The sequence below is a fragment of the Marinobacter nanhaiticus D15-8W genome (assembly GCF_036511935.1).
GTDB classification, from domain to species: Bacteria; Pseudomonadota; Gammaproteobacteria; order Pseudomonadales; family Oleiphilaceae; genus Marinobacter_A; species Marinobacter_A nanhaiticus.
Window position 1 is genome coordinate 1 of sequence record NZ_AP028878.1, and the last position, 14,866, is coordinate 14,866.

A 14,866-nucleotide genomic window follows, 5' to 3' on the forward strand; every position below is an offset into this window, starting at 1 on the left:
TCGGACGCGTGCACGAGTGGACTTCCAACGCCGCGTGGTCGAGCGCTATGGTTCTGCAACGTCCTATCCGGGATCGGCTACGCATTGGAGGCAGGCTGTCGTGCCACAGACCATTTGGCATCAGTGTCTTGAAGTACTTCGGGATGAGTTTCCCGCACAACAGTTCAATACCTGGCTTCGTCCGCTGCAGTCCGACCACCGGGACGATCAGCTTATGCTATTTGCCCCTAACCGGTTCGTGATGGATTGGGTGAATGAGAAATACCTCCGCCGCATTGAAGAGGTGCTGAAGGATTTGCAGGGCGGGCAGGCGCCTCGTATCAATATGCGTGTAGGGTCGGCCCCGGAAGAGTCGGCTGCAGCACCGGTGCGCCGGTCCTCAGACACGCCCCGGCGGCAGACACGGCAGGAAGACAGCGCAGAGACCGTGAGCGAGGAAGAGAAAGGCGTTGCCGCCACGCTGGTGGATCGCTCCAGTCCCACGACCGCTCCGGCTGCGCGGCCCGCAGCATCGGCGCGACGGAGTGTCCAGGTCGAAGGTGATATCAAGCACCAGAGCTTCCTCAACGAGAGCTTTACCTTCGAAACCTTCGTCGAAGGCAAGTCGAATCAACTCGCTCGTGCCGCATCCATGCAGGTGGCAGAGAATCCCGGCGGTGCCTATAACCCCTTGTTCCTCTATGGCGGGGTGGGTCTGGGTAAAACCCATTTGATGCACGCCGTGGGGAACGAGATCGTGCGTCGTAATCCCCGGGCCAAAGTGGCCTACCTGCGTTCCGAGCGCTTTGTGGCGGATATGGTCAAGGCGCTGCAACTCAACGCGATTAACGAATTCAAGCGTTATTATCGGTCTGTAGATGCGCTGCTCATCGACGACATCCAGTTCTTTGCCCGCAAGGAGCGCTCACAGGAAGAGTTTTTCCACACCTTTAATGCGTTGCTCGAGGGTGGACAGCAGGTCATTGTCACCTGCGACCGGTTCCCCAAGGAAATCTCCGATATGGAGGAGCGGCTGAAGTCCCGTTTCGGATGGGGGCTTACGGTGATGGTCGAGCCGCCCGAACTGGAAACCCGGGTCGCGATTCTGATGAAAAAGGCGGAGCAGGCCAATGTCCGGCTCAGCAGCGAGGCCGCCTTCTTCATTGCCCAGAAGATTCGCTCCAACGTACGTGAACTTGAAGGCGCATTGCGCTTGGTGATAGCGAATGCTCACTTCACTGGGCAGGAAATTACCCCGCCATTTATCCGTGAGAGCCTCAAGGACCTGCTGGCCCTGCACGAGAAGCAGGTAAGCATCGACAACATTCAGCGCACGGTGGCAGAGTACTACAAGATCAAGGTTGCGGATCTGCTCTCGAAGCGCCGTACCCGTACCGTCACCCGGCCGCGGCAAATGGCCATGTCGCTGGCCAAGGAACTGACCAATCACAGCCTGCCTGAAATCGGCGACGCGTTTGGCGGGCGTGACCATACGACGGTCCTGCATGCCTGCAAGAAAATCGTCGAGTTGCAGGAATCGGATACCAATATCCGTGAGGACTACCAGAACTTCATGCGGTTGCTGACGACTTGAACCCGTTGGCAGACGCAACCCGTGACTAGACGGTCTTTGTATATAAGACGCAACCCGTGACTAGACGGTCTTTGTATATAAGACGCAACCCGTGACTAGACGGTCTTTGTATATAAAAGGAAACGCCTTTCAGGTGCCCCAATAATCCACGAGCAGAATCCGAGTGCCATGAAACTGACGATCAGCCGCGAGTCCCTCCTGACCCCACTTCAGTCGATTGCCGGCGTGGTGGAACGCAAACAGACGATGCCGGTATTGTCTAACGTGCTTCTGGTAGCCGAAGAAAACACGTTGACGCTGACCGGGACCAATATGGAAGTTGAACTGGTGGGCCGCATTACGCCGGTGCATGTGGATCAGCCCGGGCGAATCACGGTACCCGCGCGCAAGCTCTCGGACATCTGCCGGGCGCTGGGCGACGAGGCGCCGATCGAGCTCAACCTGGAGGGTGACCGATTGCATCTGCGGTGCGGGGCCAGTCATTTCACCCTGTCAACCCTACCGGCGGAGCACTTTCCCAACGTCGAAGACGATGCCGAAAGTTTTCGGCTGGAACTTGCGCAGGCGGATTTGCGCGACATGCTGGACGCCACTGCATTCGCTATGGCCCAGCAGGATGTGCGCTACTACCTGAATGGCCTGTTGCTGGAAGTCGACGCGGAGCATCTTCGCGCGGTAGCGACCGACGGGCACCGGCTGGCGATGTCCCATCAGGGCGTCGCGACGGGTATTAGCGAACCGCGGCAGGTCATTGTCCCACGTAAGGGGGTTCTTGAATTGGCGCGGCTGCTGGATGACGTCCAAACGCCGGTCACACTGGTATTCGGTGACAACCATCTGCGTGCAACTATTGGCGCCTACACCTTTACGTCCAAACTGATCGAGGGCAAGTTCCCGGACTATAACCGCGTGATTCCCCGGGGCGGTGACAAGACGATGCTGGCCGATCGCGCCACGCTCAAGAACACCCTGCAGCGGGCGGGTATCCTGTCCCACGAGAACATCCGCGGTGTACGGCTGAACCTGGTGCCTGGTGAACTGCAGATCTTCGCCAACAACCCGGATCAGGAACAGGCTGAGGATGCCATGCCTGTGGATTACCAGGGCGAGTCCCTGCAGATTGGCTTCAATGTCGGCTACCTGGTGGACGTACTCAATGCGCTGGACGATGACCAGGTAAAGATCACGCTGTCCAACCCCAATAGCAGCGCGCTGATCGAGGCCCAAAATGACGCCAGCTGTCTGTATGTCGTCATGCCGATGAGGCTGTAAGGTTAGCGCAGTGACCGCGGGGCTTGCTTGCCGGCAGGCGTCGTTGGTTCGGGCCGCTTCTTTTTCGGGTTGGGTTGTCGATTAGCGGTCGTTTCCACGCAAGACACAGGGAGAAACGGTCATGATAGTAAACGGTATCAAGGGCGCGTTCAGGATCGGCCAGACCCTGTCGGTGCTGGGCAAGACCGGCGTCAACTGGGTCAGGGGCGATCGCCCTCCGACACCCAGGTTGCTTCGACAGACCTTCGAGAATCTGGGCGCCACCTACATCAAGCTCGGCCAGTTTATCGCCAGCTCTCCTACCTTCTTTCCGCCCAGCTACGTCGAGGAATTCCAGAACTGCCTCGATCGCACGCCTGCCCTGCCCTTTAGCGTGATGAAACGGATCCTGCGGGAAGAACTCGGACAACCGCTGGATCGGATCTATTCGGAGATCGATCCAGTCCCACTGGCGTCGGCGTCTATCGCCCAGGTGCACTCGGCTAAGCTGGTCAGCGGTGAGGACGTGGTGATCAAGATCCAGAAACCAGGTGTGGAAAATATCCTGCTCACGGACCTCAATTTTCTCTATGCCTCTGCGCGCATCCTGGAAACCATTGCGCCGAAGTTATCGTGGACTTCGCTTTCCGGCATTGTCGAAGAGATCCAGAAGACCATGATGGAGGAATGCGACTTCATCAAGGAAGCGAACAACCTCAAGACGTTCCGGCAGTTCCTGCTGGATTCCCATAACGATGGCGCGACCGTTCCCATGGTCTACGAGAACGTCAGCACGCGTCGTGTGCTAACGATGGAGCGGTTCTATGGCGTTCCGTTGACGGATCTTGAGAGTATTCGCGAAGTCACCAGCGATCCGGAACGTACGTTGATCACCGCGATGAACACCTGGTTTTCCAGCCTTACCCAATGTGAGTTCTTCCACGCCGACGTGCATGCCGGCAACCTGATGGTATTGCGGGACGGTCGGGTTGGTTTTATCGATTTTGGCATTGTCGGGCGGATAAAGCCGGACACGTGGCAGGCCGTATCTGACTTTATCTCTGCGGTCATGGTCGGTAATTTCGAAGGTATGGCGGGTGCCATGGTGCGCATCGGTGTGACACACGAAACCATCGATGTCGACCAGTTCGCCGATGATTTACGGCGGCTATACCACCAAATGGATCACATGGTGCCGGATACGCCGTACCTTGCCGAGGAGGCAGAGGATGAGGTGAACAATATCCTGATGGATATGGTGAAGATTGGCGAACAACACGGCCTGCACTTCCCACGGGAATTTGCGCTACTGATCAAGCAATTCCTGTATTTCGACCGGTACGTGCACATCCTCGCGCCGGAGATGGATATGTTCATGGACGAGCGGTTGACGATGTTGCATTGATCAACTCCAAACTCCATAGTCAGCCAGCACTTAGCGATAAAGACGGCCCCCGGATGGGGCCTTTTTTTGGTCCATCGCACCTTAGTGGGAATCGTATAACGGAAAGCATCCCGGGAATGGCCAGCCCTGCAGGCTGCTCCTAAGCTGAAGCGTCGGCTACATTTTCCAGATAACTCGAGCATGTAGCAGATGCTTCAGCTTCTGAGGCGCCGAAGGTGCCCAAGGTCTTACGACTCGTGCGGAGGACTCCCGGCCTCCCCGTCACGCTAATCCGCGATGAACCCTTTTTTTGGTTCGGGATATAATTACGGTTGCGCAGTGCGTTGTATTGCTCATTAGCTTAACGCCATACCTATATAAGGAAGGCAGTCGTTTTCGCGCTTCTCATCCGCTGCCTGTTGTTACGCCCCGCCGCGCGAGCTGTCTTCTTCAATCAAACCTGCACGTATGACCAGGGAACCTGTAGACTAGGCACTGCGCTTTTCCGAACGGATCCTATTGGTGCATGGCACTTATCAGACTCCAGACACAGCATTTCCGGAACCTTGCCCCCACCGACCTTATTTTCTCTCCGTCTGTAAATCTCATCTACGGCGAAAACGGGAGTGGCAAAAGTAGCCTGCTTGAGGCTATTGGCTATCTCGGACTTGGCCGCTCGTTCCGGGTGAATCGCCACGAGGCCGTGGTCTGTCATGGCACCAAAAGCCTTACGGTTTTCGGGGAAGTGCGCGACGAGGGTGAACCGGCCGACCATCAGACCCATCGAATTGGCTTGTCGCGGGACCTGAGTCTGGGAGAGACCCGCCTTAAAGTCGACGGGGAGCGGGTTCGTAGCCTTTCGGCTGTTGCCCGTCATTTGCCGGTCTCGGTGATTGATCCCGGTACTTTCGATATCGTGTCGGGTGGCCCGGGTAAGCGACGCCAGTTTCTGGATTGGTCAGTGTTCCACGTGGAACATGGTTTTTCAGCGCTATGGCAACAGTTTCAGCGAAGCGTTTCCCAGCGGAATAAAATCCTCAGAAATGGTAGAATTGACGAGGCGTTACTCCGGATCTGGGACCAGCAATACGTGGCCCTGGCAGAACAGGTTACCGATGCCAGGCGCGACGTTTTCGAAAGGTTCCACCCCCTACTTCTGACCGTTATCGAGGATGTTGGGGTGCCTTGGGGTAGCGACCTCAAGTTTGAATTCTTCCCTGGATGGGATCGCAAATCGACCCTGGCGGATGTCCTGGCAAACCATCGCGAGCAGGAGGCCAAGGTCGGGCACACCTTATATGGCCCGAACCGGGCGGATATGCGTGTGAAGTATCAGGGTCGTCCGGTAGCAGAGACCCTGTCACGAGGTCAGCAAAAAACCCTCGTTATTTTGATGAAGATTGCCCAAGGTCAATTGCTCAGGGCTTTTGGCCGGCAGTGTACGTTTTTACTGGATGATATAAATGCGGAGCTCGATGAGCCGCATCGGCAGATGTTGGCCGGCAAGCTCCGTGATCTTGGTAGTCAGGTGTTTATCACCTCTATCGAGCCGCCCCGCCCTGACAAACTCTGGCGGGAACCAATGCCCGATTTCAAAATGTTCCACGTGGAACATGGCGAGTTTACGTTAGGGAACTTCTGATTCCGGTTTTCAGGGCCGGCCAGGATTGCCGCTAGACCGAATCAGCGGTTCCCACGAACAAGACCCGCGCTTCAGGAGCGTCCGAATGACTACGTCGAATTCTTATAATTCCTCCAGCATCAAGGTCCTCAAAGGGCTGGATGCCGTTCGCAAGCGTCCAGGCATGTACATCGGTGACACGGACGATGGCACAGGTCTCCACCACATGGTGTTCGAGATCGTGGATAACTCGATCGACGAGGCCCTCGCCGGCTTCTGCTCCGAGATCGGGATTGTGATCCACCCGGACGAGTCTGTCACGGTACGGGACAACGGCCGTGGTATTCCGGTAGACCTGCATGAAGAGGAAGGTGTTTCCGCGGCCGAGGTCATCATGACCGTACTCCACGCCGGCGGCAAATTCGACGACAATACCTATAAGGTCTCTGGCGGGCTACACGGTGTCGGCGTTTCGGTCGTCAATGCCCTCTCCTCCCAGTTGCGGCTGACGATTCGCCGAGACAATAAGGTCTGGGAGCAGATCTACCGTGACGGCGTGCCCGATGCGCCGCTTGAGGCTAAAGGCGATACGGACAAGAGCGGGACTGAAGTGCATTTCGTACCCTCGCCGGAGACCTTCACCAATATCGTTTTCCATTACGACATCCTGGCCAAGCGCCTGCGGGAACTGGCTTTTCTGAACAGCGGTGTGCGTATTCGCTTGCAGGATGAGCGCACCGGTAAGGAAGATCTCTTTCAGTATGATGGCGGTCTGCGAGCGTTTGTAGAGCATCTCAACACGAACAAGACGCCGATCAACCGCGTGTTCCATTTCAATCGTGAAAGGGAAGACGGCATCGCGGTAGAAGTCGCAATGCAGTGGAACGATGCCTTCCAGGAAAACATCTTCTGCTTCACCAACAACATCCCCCAGCGGGATGGTGGTACTCACCTGGCAGGTTTCCGCGCGGCCCTCACCCGTTCCCTGAACAGCTATATCGACCAGGAAGGCCTGGGCAAGAAAGCCAAGGTAGCGACCTCTGGCGACGATGCTCGTGAAGGCCTGACAGCGATTATCAGCGTTAAGGTACCCGACCCGAAGTTCTCCTCCCAGACCAAGGACAAGCTGGTCTCCTCGGAAGTTAAAACCGCAGTGGAGCAGGAGTTGTATCAGAGTTTTTCCGACTTCCTGCAGGAGCAGCCGAACGAGGCAAAGTTGATCGTCAATAAGATGATCGAAGCGGCCCGAGCCCGGGAAGCTGCCCGCAAGGCACGTGAAATGACCCGTCGGAAAGGCGCCCTGGATATCGCCGGTTTGCCCGGCAAACTGGCTGACTGTCAGGAAAAGGACCCCGCCCTCTCTGAACTCTACATTGTGGAGGGTGACTCTGCCGGTGGTAGCGCCAAGCAGGGCCGCGACCGCAAGACCCAGGCCATCCTCCCCCTGAAAGGTAAGATTCTCAACGTAGAGAAAGCTCGCTTCGATAAGATGCTTTCCTCTGCAGAGGTTGGCACGCTGATCACCGCATTGGGTTGCGGTATCGGGCGCGAGGAGTTCGATCCCGACAAGCTGCGCTATCACTCCATCATTATCATGACGGATGCGGACGTGGATGGCTCGCACATCCGCACGCTGCTGCTGACCTTCCTGTTCCGCCAGATGCGCGAGATTATCGAGCGCGGGCACGTATTCATCGCCATGCCGCCGCTGTACAAGGTTAAGCGCGGTAAGCAGGAACAGTACCTGAAGGACGAGAAGGCCAAGGAAGCCTACCTGACCCAGACCGCGCTGGAAGGCGCACAGTTCTACGTCAACCCGTCGGCGCCGCCGATCGCTGACTCCGCGCTGGAATCACTGGTCAAGGAATACCAGTCCGTCCTGGCGATGATTGACCGTCTGTCCCGTGCCTACCCCGCTCGTGTACTCGAGCAGATGCTGCATAACACCACGCTTAAGCCCGAGGACCTGAACACTCGAGAGGCTGTGGACAAGTGGGTGGCGCGCCTGGGTGCCGGGTTGGACCTGGATACCCGCACGGGCACCAAATACGTGTTCTCGGTGCATGAAGATCCCGAGCGCAAGTTGTTCGTGCCTAAGGTGGACATCTTTGTGCACGGTATTCCACATACCCATGTGTTCAACCACGAGTTCTTCGAGTCCGGCTCCTACGCAGCGATTGCCCGTCTCGGGGAGAAGCTCGACGGACTGGTGGAAGACGGTGCCTATATCCAGCGTGGGGAGCGCAAGCAGCCGGTACTCAGCTTCGAGGGCGGCCTCGACTGGCTGATGAAGGAAGCTCAACGAGGGCTTAATATCCAGCGCTACAAGGGACTGGGTGAGATGAACCCGGAGCAGCTTTGGGAAACCACCATGGACCCGGAAACGCGCCGCATGATGAAGGTCACCATAGAGGATGCCATCGCTGCGGACCAGATTTTCACCACCCTCATGGGTGATGAGGTCGAACCTCGTCGTGACTTTATCCAGACCAACGCGCTGGAAGTCACCAACCTCGACGTCTGATCGTCCGGTTCAAACCAAACCTACGGAATCCTTAACGGGATTCCGGCAAAGAAAAAGCCCGGTCCTCGAAGAGGAACCGGGCTTTTTGCGTCTCGGAGAGCGATGTCTTGGCTACTGGTCTGACGAGTTCTTCTTGGCCTCATGCTGTTCGTGAAGAGCAGGAGACAGCACCTCCTCAAACTTGAAGCCGGTCAGCGACCGAATAGAACGCCAGAGATAGTAAAAGATAGCGAACATCATCAGCATCGAAGGAATGGCGATCATCGGGTAACTGACCAACGTCATTTGCCCCAGCTCCTCATTAAATGCAGGCGTACCGGATGGGCTGGTAACGATCCATTTGGCGATGATGTAGTTCATGATCGAACTGAACAGGAAGGTACCGGCAAAATAGTAGCTGGCCCGCATCAGCCGGGCTTCGAAGATCGTCTCGTTGCCCTTTTCCACCAGTGCGTCGTGGATCTTGTCCACATCCAACACGGTACGGTTATAAAGGAGTGTTCGCACCAGCGGATACTTGGTGCGGGTGGAGATCAAGACCGCCAGACCAATTACCAGCGGGACCGCCGCTTCCTTGATAGCCAGCCATTCCGCGTCCAGTTCCAGCAGGCCAATACCGCCGGTAAGCAGGATACTGATCAAACCCAGCACGGCGATAAAGTTGCGCTTACCAAAGCGTACTAGTTCATAGAGGCCCCAACCCAAAGGGAAGGCCAGAGCAACCACCAGTGCTTTGGCTGACCCCAGATCCTGCTCACCACTGAATTTCATCAGGATGACCGAGGGAATGATGATGCTGATCAGTAGGTCCACCCAGGGGCGTTGCTGTTGCTGGCCATTGGCGGTGGCGGTGTTGTTACCTGAAGTCATAGAGATCCAACCCGAGGATAGAAGAAATAAAGGCGTTGGTACACGAATCGACAACCATTAGATCGACAACGCGGGGGGAGACCACGAAATCGATATCAGAAAGTCTGAAGCAGTATAACGAAGAATGGCCTGTGAGACTGTAGCTTTCAAGCCCGGAAGTGATACTGGAAAAGATCTAGGGTTGGGGATAAGCTATTGAAAAGGCGGGAAAATGGTCGGCGTGGCAGGACTTGAACCTGCGACCCCTTCGTCCCGAACGAAGTGCGCTACCAGACTGCGCCACACGCCGAATTTGCGCCGTATTATACTGATCATGCTGCAGATTGCCAGCCCCGTTAGCGGGCTTTTTCAGCGGCCTCGTTATCGAGGAGATGAGCCACGTAATCCGCCAGGTTATCCCAGACCGAAACCCGTTCAAGGGGATGTTCCTTGAGGTAGAGTTCGGTTTCCTTGCCATTGCCGGTACGAACCAGGGCTGCGGCCCTGCAGCTAGCGGCCAGACCGGCCTCCAGATCCTTGAGGCTGTCCCCCACCATCACCGCATCGCTGAGATCAGCCAGCCCCAGTTGCTGACGTATGTCCTCCAGCAGGCCAGTCCGTGGCTTGCGGCACTGGCAATCCTCGTCGGGATGATGGGGGCAATAGGTAATGCAATCGACCTTGCCGCCAAGCGCCTCCACCAGTCGATGAAGCTGGGCGTGCATTTGGTTGAGGATCAGGTGGTCGTAATAACCGCGGGCGATACCCGACTGGTTTGTGGCAACGGCCACCTGGTGGCCCGCCTGGGTCAGTCTGGCCATGGCCTCAATGCTGCTGGCGATCGGCAGCCATTCCTCGACGGAACAAATGTATTCGCCGCTGTAGCGGTTGATCACACCGTCCCGATCGAGGATCACCAGCATGGTGGTTAACCCGCGGGTAGCAGCGAAATGTCTGCGACCTGCAGGAACAGGTTGCGCAAACGGTTCAGCAGGGCCAGGCGGTTGGCGCGAATGGCGCCGTCATCGGCCATGACCATCACTTCGTCGAAGAACCGATCGACCGGTTCCCTCAGATCGGCCAGTGATGTCAGCGCCGCCGCGTAGTCGCCGCGCTGGAAGAGGGGCGTCACCTTGCCGCTCTGCTCTTCCACGGCACTGGCCAGTGCAACCTCAGCTTCATCCTTCAACAGGCTGCGGTCGACCTTGTCGCTCAGGCTGTCACCGCCCTGCTTGATCAGGATATTGGATACACGCTTGTTGGCGGCCGCCAGGGTTTCGGCAGCCGGCAACCGACGGAAGGCCTCGACGGCACGGATGCGCTGTTCGAAGTCCAGCGGGCGGGTGGGACGACGGGCGTGGACCGCCAGATAGACTTCTGCGCTGATGCCCTGCTCCTCGTAATGGGCACGGAAGCGCTCGAGCATGTAGTCCACCACCGGGGTGGCCGGATCGTCGAGCTCCAGGCCGGAAAAGTTTCCTGCGGCCCATTCGCAGCAGGTTTGCAGGTCCAGCGGCAATTCTCGCTCGACGATGATGCGAAGGACACCCAGGGCCGAGCGGCGAAGGCCGAATGGATCCCGCGTGCCGGATGGAGGCTGGTTGATACCGAACAGGCCGACCAGGGAGTCCAGGCGATCAGCCAGGGCGACGGCACAACCGGTCAAACCCTGCGGCAAGTCGTCACCCGCGAAACGGGGCATGTACTGCTCGTTCAGCGCCTTGGCCACATCCTCCGGCTCGCCGTCGTTGCGGGCGTAGTATTCTCCCATGATGCCCTGCAGGTCTGTGAACTCCAGAACCATCTCGCTGACCAGGTCGGTCTTTGCCAGCATGGCGGCGCGTTCGGCGTGGGCCGGGTTGCCGTCGATCGCCTCGGCGATCTTTTTCGCCAGGGCAGCGACGCGGACCGACTTGTCGTGCAGGCTGCCCAGCTTCTCCTGGAAGATAATCGGCTTAAGGGCGTCGACCCGGCTTTCCAGGGTATGCTTGCGATCAGTGTCGTAGAAAAAAGCGGCATCGGCCAGACGCGGGCGGATGACCTTTTCGTTGCCGCTTATCACCTGGACCGGATCCTTGCTTTCAAGGTTGGCGACGGTAATGAACAGCGGCAGCATCTTCCCGCTCTCGTCCACCACGTGGAAATATTTCTGGTGTTCCTTCATGGAAGAGATCAACGCTTCCGCGGGCACGTCGAGGAAACGTGACTCAAACTTGCCGAGCAACGGTACCGGCCACTCGTTAAGTGCGGTGACCTCGTCCAGCAGGTCTTCATCAATCACGGCCTGGCCAGGTCCCTGTTCCTTGGCGATGGCGTTTACGCCGGCCCGGATTTTCTCACGACGCTCCTGGAAGTCGGCCAGTACATAGCCTTCCTCGCGCAGGACAACCTCATAGGCGTCCGGTGTGGGTACGATCAGTTCCTTCGGGCAATGGAAACGGTGACCACGGGTCTGGTTGCCGGCCATCAGGCCCATGATCGAGGCGTCGATGATCTTGTTGCCAAACAGCAGTACGATCCAGTGGACCGGCCGAACAAATTCGGTCTTGTGGGCGCCCCAGCGCATACGCTTGGGGATGGGCAGGCCGTTAAGGGACTGCTCCACCAGATCCGGCAGCAGATCCGTGGTCGGTTTGCCCTGCTCCACGGTGCGATAGACAACCCACGCGCCCTTATCGGTTTCCATGGTGTCCAACTGATCCGGGGTCACGCCCAGGGAGGTGGCAAACCCGGTCAGGGCACGGGTGGGATTACCAGCGTCATCGAAAGCGGCCTTGACCGCTGGGCCCCGTTTTTCCACAGCCTTGTCCGGTTGGGCGTCCGCCAGGTTGCGGATACGAACGGCCAGGCGGCGCGGCGCAGCAAAGGGCTCGCAGGCGCCGTAGCTGATGCCGGCATCGTCCAGGCCTTTGCACAGGCCCGCGGTGAAAGCATCGGAAAGTGTCTTGAGGGCCTTGGGCGGCAGCTCTTCGGTGCCGATCTCGACCAGAAAATCCTGTGTTGCCATGATCATGCGTCCCCTTTATCCGCGTCAGCCAGCATTTCTTCCCGCAGGGCATCGGGGGCCATGGGGAAGCCCAGCGCCTTGCGGCTGTCGAAGTAGGCCTTGGCCACGGCACGGGCCAGGGTTCTGACGCGGAGGATGTAGCGCTGCCGTTCCGTCACGGAAATAGCGTGGCGGGCATCCAGCAGGTTGAACGTGTGGGAGGCCTTGAGTACCTGCTCGTACGCCGGCAGGGCCAGACCCGCTTCGATAAGCCGCTGGCTCTCGCGCTCATGGACGTCGAAGCAGTGGAACAGGAAGGTGGTGTCGGCCTGCTCGAAGTTGTAAGTGGACATCTCCACCTCGTTTTGGTGAAAGACATCGCCGTAGGTCACCACCCCATCCGGACCGTGGGTCCAGACCAGGTCGTAGACGCTGTCCACGCCTTGCAGGTACATGGCGATGCGTTCCAGTCCGTAGGTCAGCTCGCCGGTCACGGGATAGCACTCCAGGCCGCCGACCTGCTGGAAATAGGTGAACTGGGTGACTTCCATGCCATTGAGCCAGATTTCCCAGCCCAGGCCCCAGGCGCCCAGGGTGGGCGATTCCCAGTTGTCCTCGACGAACCGGATGTCGTGCACCAGCGGATCCAGTCCGAGTGCGCGCAGGGAATCCAGGTAAAGCTCCTGAATGTTGTCCGGCGACGGCTTGAGGACGACCTGGAACTGGTAGTAATGCTGCAGGCGGTTGGGGTTTTCCCCGTAGCGACCGTCGGTGGGACGGCGACTGGGCTGGACGTAGGCGGCGTTCCAGGTCTCCGGCCCGATGGCACGCAGGAAGGTGGAGGGGTGGAAGGTACCGGCCCCGACTTCCATATCCAGCGGTTGCTGAACGACGCAGCCGCGCTGCGCCCAGAATTGCTGAAGGGCCAGGATCAGGCCCTGGAACGTCTTGATGTCCGTGTTTGCCATCTCAGTCACGACGATTGCCTGTTTGAGCTCGAATAAGTGTGGCGCCGATCTGCTCTGGGGTCTGGTATCACGCGGTCCCCTTATCGATGGAGCTTATGGAAACGAGCGGCGGAATACCTTGCGGCGCGCGGAAAGTCGGCATTATACGCTTCTCTGGATGCTATTTCGAAACCTGATCCTGTTTCATACAGGTTTGTCATCGAGGGGTCCCCTCACCTGGTCAAGACGCCTGCTTCAGCGACGCCAGAATGCCGGGGTCAAAAGCAGCAGCAAGGTGAATACTTCCAGACGGCCCAATAACATGGAGAAGCACAACACCCACTTCGCGACATCGTTGATGGTGCCGTAGTGATAGGTGACCTCTCCCAGTCCGGGGCCCAGGTTGTTGATCGTCGCGCCCACGGCGGTCCAGGCGGTGACCTGATCCAGACCCGTGGCCTGCAGGATCACCAACATCACCAGGAACATGAACATATAGACCGAGAAGAACCCCCAGACCGCCTGCAGTACCCGATCCGATACCGGTCGGTTGCCGAGCTTGACCGGCATCACCGCATTGGGATGCAGCAGACGTTTCATCTCCCGTGACCCCTGGCGGAAGATCAGCAGGATGCGCACGACCTTGATGCCCCCGCCGGTGGATGCAGCGCAGCCTCCCATAAAGGACATGACGAACAGCAGGAAGGGTAGCATCAGCGGCCAGACCGAGAAATCTGCGGTGGCAAAGCCGGTGGTGGTCGCGAGCGAGACCACCTGGAAGATGCCTTCGGTCACCGCCTCGAAGGGGCTGAGGGTTTCGGTAAGGATCAACGCCAGGATCGTTACCAGACTGACAGCCGCGAGTGCGCCGATGTACAGCTTGAATTCCGAATCGGTCCAGTACAGCAGTGGGTTGCGCGAGCGCCAGGCCATAAAATGCAAGGCGAAATTGGCACCGCTCAGCACCATGAATACCACGGCGATCATCTCGATTGCCGGGCTGTTGAAGTAGCCGATACTGGCGTCATGGGTGGAGAAACCACCAATGGCCACCGTGGAAAAGCTATGGCCGATGGCATCGAACCAGGTCATACCGGCAATCCAGTATGCAACGGCACAGACGATCGTCAACGAGACATAGATGTACCAGAGGGCCTTGGCGGTTTCAGCGATACGCGGCGTGAGTTTGTTGTCCTTGACCGGCCCGGGGACCTCTGCGCGGTAGAGCTGCATCCCCCCAATACCCAGCATGGGCAGGATGGCGACAGCCAGCACGATGATCCCCATACCCCCCAGCCATTGCAGTTGCTGGCGATACCAGAGAATCGATTCCGGCAACTGGTCAATGCCGGTGATTACCGTCGCGCCAGTCGTCGTCAGACCGGACACCGCCTCGAACAGGGAGTCCACATAGGTATAGGGCGGGTTGTCGCTGAGATAGAAGGGAATCGAGCCGGCCACACTCAGCACCACCCAGAACAGGGTCGTCACCAGGAAGCCGTCCCGCACCCGCAGATCGCCGGAGACCGAGTGGAACGGCGCCCAGACCAGCAAGCCGCCGATGAAGACGATGGCCAGCGCGTCGGCGAAACGCATCCACTGGCCGTCGTCGTACAGCAGGGCGATGCCCAGCGGCGGCAGCATGGTAAAGCTGAACAGCATCATCAGGATGCCGAGAATCTTGAAAATGACCGACAGTCGCATGGGTAAACTAGGGTTCCCAAGTCCGGA

9 protein-coding genes, 1 tRNA gene and 1 pseudogene are annotated in these 14,866 nt (G+C 58.2%); 5 read left to right on the forward strand and 6 right to left on the reverse strand.

Annotation, left to right across the window (positions count from 1 at the left end):
• Positions 1 to 100 precede the first annotated feature (100 nt).
• From dnaA to gyrB, 5 genes are all read left to right on the forward strand, one after another.
• The gene (gene dnaA / locus RE428_RS00005) at positions 101 to 1,573 is read left to right on the forward strand and encodes a chromosomal replication initiator protein DnaA (protein ID WP_004579610.1); all 1,473 of its coding nucleotides are present in this window, start codon (positions 101 to 103) and stop codon (positions 1,571 to 1,573) included.
• Positions 1,574 to 1,741: 168 nt separating this feature from the next.
• Positions 1,742 to 2,845 (forward strand): DNA polymerase III subunit beta, encoded by a 1,104-nt coding sequence (dnaN, locus tag RE428_RS00010; RefSeq protein ID WP_004579609.1) that lies wholly within the window; start codon positions 1,742 to 1,744, stop codon positions 2,843 to 2,845.
• A 121-nt stretch (positions 2,846 to 2,966) separates the two neighbouring features.
• On the forward strand, positions 2,967 to 4,229 hold the full coding sequence (locus RE428_RS00015) for an ABC1 kinase family protein (RefSeq protein ID WP_004579608.1): 1,263 nt from the start codon (positions 2,967 to 2,969) through the stop codon (positions 4,227 to 4,229).
• Between the two features lie 505 nt (positions 4,230 to 4,734).
• Positions 4,735 to 5,850, forward strand: a complete 1,116-nt coding sequence (gene recF / locus RE428_RS00020; RefSeq protein WP_004579607.1) for a DNA replication/repair protein RecF — start codon at positions 4,735 to 4,737, stop codon at positions 5,848 to 5,850.
• A gap of 85 nt (positions 5,851 to 5,935) precedes the next feature.
• Positions 5,936 to 8,353, forward strand: a complete 2,418-nt coding sequence (gyrB, locus tag RE428_RS00025; RefSeq protein WP_004579606.1) for a DNA topoisomerase (ATP-hydrolyzing) subunit B — start codon at positions 5,936 to 5,938, stop codon at positions 8,351 to 8,353.
• 111 nt (positions 8,354 to 8,464) lie between these two features.
• Here the strand turns inward: gyrB and RE428_RS00030 are convergent, their stop codons facing one another.
• The 6 genes and pseudogenes from RE428_RS00030 to RE428_RS00055 all read right to left on the reverse strand — a co-directional run bounded on the left by RE428_RS00030 (position 8,465) and on the right by RE428_RS00055 (position 14,839).
• The gene (locus tag RE428_RS00030; protein WP_004579605.1) at positions 8,465 to 9,223 is read right to left on the reverse strand and encodes a VC0807 family protein; all 759 of its coding nucleotides are present in this window, start codon (positions 9,221 to 9,223) and stop codon (positions 8,465 to 8,467) included.
• 212 nt (positions 9,224 to 9,435) lie between these two features.
• Positions 9,436 to 9,512: transfer RNA gene (locus tag RE428_RS00035), tRNA-Pro, on the reverse strand.
• A gap of 46 nt (positions 9,513 to 9,558) precedes the next feature.
• Positions 9,559 to 10,137, reverse strand: a pseudogene (gmhB, locus tag RE428_RS00040) (D-glycero-beta-D-manno-heptose 1,7-bisphosphate 7-phosphatase); the annotation flags it as partial.
• Positions 10,131 to 12,209 carry a glycine--tRNA ligase subunit beta gene (gene glyS, locus RE428_RS00045; RefSeq protein ID WP_040882968.1) on the reverse strand — a complete coding sequence of 693 codons (2,079 nt, stop codon included), beginning with the start codon at positions 12,207 to 12,209 and terminating at the stop codon, positions 10,131 to 10,133. The pseudogene gmhB and the gene glyS, both read right to left, overlap by 7 nt.
• Before the next feature lie 2 nt (positions 12,210 to 12,211).
• Positions 12,212 to 13,156, reverse strand: coding sequence for a glycine--tRNA ligase subunit alpha (glyQ, locus tag RE428_RS00050; RefSeq protein ID WP_004579602.1), 945 nt, complete (start codon positions 13,154 to 13,156; stop codon positions 12,212 to 12,214).
• A 234-nt stretch (positions 13,157 to 13,390) separates the two neighbouring features.
• Positions 13,391 to 14,839 carry a TrkH family potassium uptake protein gene (locus tag RE428_RS00055; RefSeq protein WP_004579601.1) on the reverse strand — a complete coding sequence of 483 codons (1,449 nt, stop codon included), beginning with the start codon at positions 14,837 to 14,839 and terminating at the stop codon, positions 13,391 to 13,393.
• Positions 14,840 to 14,866 lie beyond the last annotated feature (27 nt).

Bases quoted from the DNA above. Each gene is read 5' to 3' on its own strand.
- dnaN (WP_004579609.1), top strand. From the start codon at position 1,742: ATGAAACTGACGATCAGCCGCGAGTCCCTCCTGACCCCACTTCAGTCG.
- RE428_RS00015 (WP_004579608.1), top strand. From the start codon at position 2,967: ATGATAGTAAACGGTATCAAGGGCGCGTTCAGGATCGGCCAGACCCTG.
- recF (WP_004579607.1), top strand. From the start codon at position 4,735: ATGGCACTTATCAGACTCCAGACACAGCATTTCCGGAACCTTGCCCCC.
- gyrB (WP_004579606.1), top strand. From the start codon at position 5,936: ATGACTACGTCGAATTCTTATAATTCCTCCAGCATCAAGGTCCTCAAA.
- RE428_RS00030 (WP_004579605.1), bottom strand. From the start codon at position 9,223: ATGACTTCAGGTAACAACACCGCCACCGCCAATGGCCAGCAACAGCAA.
- glyS (WP_040882968.1), bottom strand. From the start codon at position 12,209: ATGGCAACACAGGATTTTCTGGTCGAGATCGGCACCGAAGAGCTGCCG.
- glyQ (WP_004579602.1), bottom strand. From the start codon at position 13,156: ATGGCAAACACGGACATCAAGACGTTCCAGGGCCTGATCCTGGCCCTT.
- RE428_RS00055 (WP_004579601.1), bottom strand. From the start codon at position 14,839: ATGCGACTGTCGGTCATTTTCAAGATTCTCGGCATCCTGATGATGCTG.